Below are 2,015 nucleotides of genomic sequence, written 5' to 3'. Positions count from 1 at the left end.
CGCTGGAAGCGCGTGGGCTGGACGCGTCACCCCCCATTCGCCGGCGCCTTGCTCAAGCAGGCGATCACGCGTCGGCGGCCATTCTCGACGTGATCCTCCGCGATGAAATCGGCCACGTCCTGATCGGCAATCGCTGGTTTCGGTACCTTTGCAACGAGACCGGCGCAGATCCCCACGCGACCTACGAGCGTCTCGCCGAGCAGTATCACGCGCCAAAACTACGCGGACCGTTCAACTTTGAAGCGCGTCGCGAAGCGGGCTTCGACGAAGCTGAGCTGCTAGCGCTGGCCGGTCTGGACAACATCGACATCGACACACCCATTTCCCAATGAAACTTCCCATCTCCGACTTTCTCTCGATACGCGGCACGCGGCTCCATGTCCGTCGCTGGGGCGCGCCTGACGCGCCGACGCTTTTCATGCTGCATGGCTGGATGGATATCTCGGCGTCGTTTCAATTCACGGTCGATGCCCTGGCCGGCGACTGGCAAGTAATCGCGCCCGACGCGCGTGGTTTCGGGCTGTCGGATTGGCCGGTCGAGCAGGGTAAAAGCGGCCATTACGGGTTTCAGGACTATCTCGCCGACCTTGATGCGCTGCTCGACCACTATGCGCCCGCCGGACAGGTCAATCTTGTCGGACACAGCATGGGCGCAAACGTCGTGTGCCTGTACGCGGGGGTGCGCCCGGAGCGGGTGCGTCGCGTGGTCGACCTGGAAGGCTTCGGAATGCGCGCGACGAAGCCCGAAGACACGCCAGCACGGCTTGGACAATGGCTCAACGAGCTGCGCGCGCCGCCGACGCTCAATTCCTACGCGACACTCGATGCCGTTGCAGAACGGCTGATCCGCACGAATCCGCGATTGCCGCGCACGAAAGCGCGATTTCTGGCGCAGCACTGGGCGAAGCCCGACGATGCCGGCCGTTTCCACCTATTGGCCGATCCGGCGCACAAAATGCGCGGGCCGGTGCGATATCAACTCGATGACGTGATGGCTGTCTGGTCGCAAGTCCGGGCGAAGGTGCTGCATGTGGAAGCTGCGCATTCGCCGACGCTCGCGAGCATTGCCGGCGACGAACCTATTGCGGCGTTCAAGCAGCGTTTCGCCGCGTTTTCGGAGTGGCGTGAGGAAATCATCGAGGACGCAGGACACATGATTCACCACGATCAGCCCGAACAGGTCGCTGCGCTGATTGAGACGTTCTGCGCCTGATTACAAACGCACAACAAGCCGACCACGGAAATTCGCCAAGCGCGCTTGGGCGTTGGCCCCTGTCGGCCGTCCAGCCAGTTGATGCGTTGCAGTAGAATGGAGCATAACTACTGAGTTTTCAACGATGAACGCCGATCTGCATTGTCATTCCACCGTGTCCGACGGCCTCCTTTCTCCCGCCGATGTCGCCGCTCGCGCGCACGCGGGCGGCGTCACGTTGTGGTCCTTGACTGACCACGACCAACTCGGCGGCCAGCACGAGGCGCGCGAAGCGGCTGAAGCGCTCGGCATGGACTATCTCGCGGGTGTCGAGATTTCGGTGACGTGGGCGGGGCGCACGGTGCATATCGTTGGATTGAACGTAGATCCGGAAAGCCAGATCCTGCTCGACGGCGTGGCCGCTACGCGCAACGGGCGCCGCGCACGCGGCGAGGCGATCGGCGAGGCGCTCGCTGCAGTCGGCATTCCCGGTGCGTTCGAAGGTGCGCTACGCTATGCCGAGGATCCCAACATGATTTCGCGTACGCACTTCGCGCGCTTCATGGTCGAGGCGGGCTACGCCGAGTCCACTGCCGAGGTGTTCAACAAATATCTCGGCGACGGCAAGCCAGGATGCGTGACTCAACGGTGGTCGAAATTGTCGGACGCCGTGTCATGGATCAAGGCGGCGGGCGGCGAAGCGGTGGTGGCGCATCCGGGGCGTTACGATTTTTCCCCGCTCGAATTCTCGGCACTATTCGACGAATTTATCCAGCTTGGCGGGCGCGCTATCGAAGTGGTGACGGGCAGCCATACGCCGGAT

At 62.8% G+C, this 2,015-nt stretch carries 3 protein-coding genes; all 3 read left to right on the top strand.

Features of this window, described 5'->3' with window-relative positions; translation table 11 throughout:
- Positions 1-332, top strand: a 332-nt coding sequence (locus WCA53_RS34610) for a DUF455 family protein (RefSeq protein ID WP_423922949.1), incomplete at its 5' end; no start/stop codon positions are given.
- Positions 329-1,213: an alpha/beta fold hydrolase gene (locus tag WCA53_RS34605; protein ID WP_423922946.1), complete on the top strand. Its 885-nt coding sequence runs from the start codon at positions 329-331 to the stop codon at positions 1,211-1,213. The genes WCA53_RS34610 and WCA53_RS34605, both read left to right, overlap by 4 nt.
- 124 nt (positions 1,214-1,337) lie before the next feature.
- A partial coding sequence (locus WCA53_RS34600; RefSeq protein WP_423922943.1) for a PHP domain-containing protein occupies positions 1,338-2,015 on the top strand: 678 nt, incomplete at its 3' end.

The organism is Caballeronia sp. (assembly GCF_049581465.1).
In the GTDB taxonomy this organism is placed as follows: Bacteria; Pseudomonadota; Gammaproteobacteria; order Burkholderiales; family Burkholderiaceae; genus Caballeronia.
Note: the sequence above shows the minus strand (reverse complement) of the source record. Positions and strands in the feature narration are given on the sequence as shown.

Excerpts from the sequence above, each read along its gene's own strand:
- WCA53_RS34605 (WP_423922946.1), top strand. The coding sequence starts at position 329 with ATGAAACTTCCCATCTCCGACTTTCTCTCGATACGCGGCACGCGGCTC.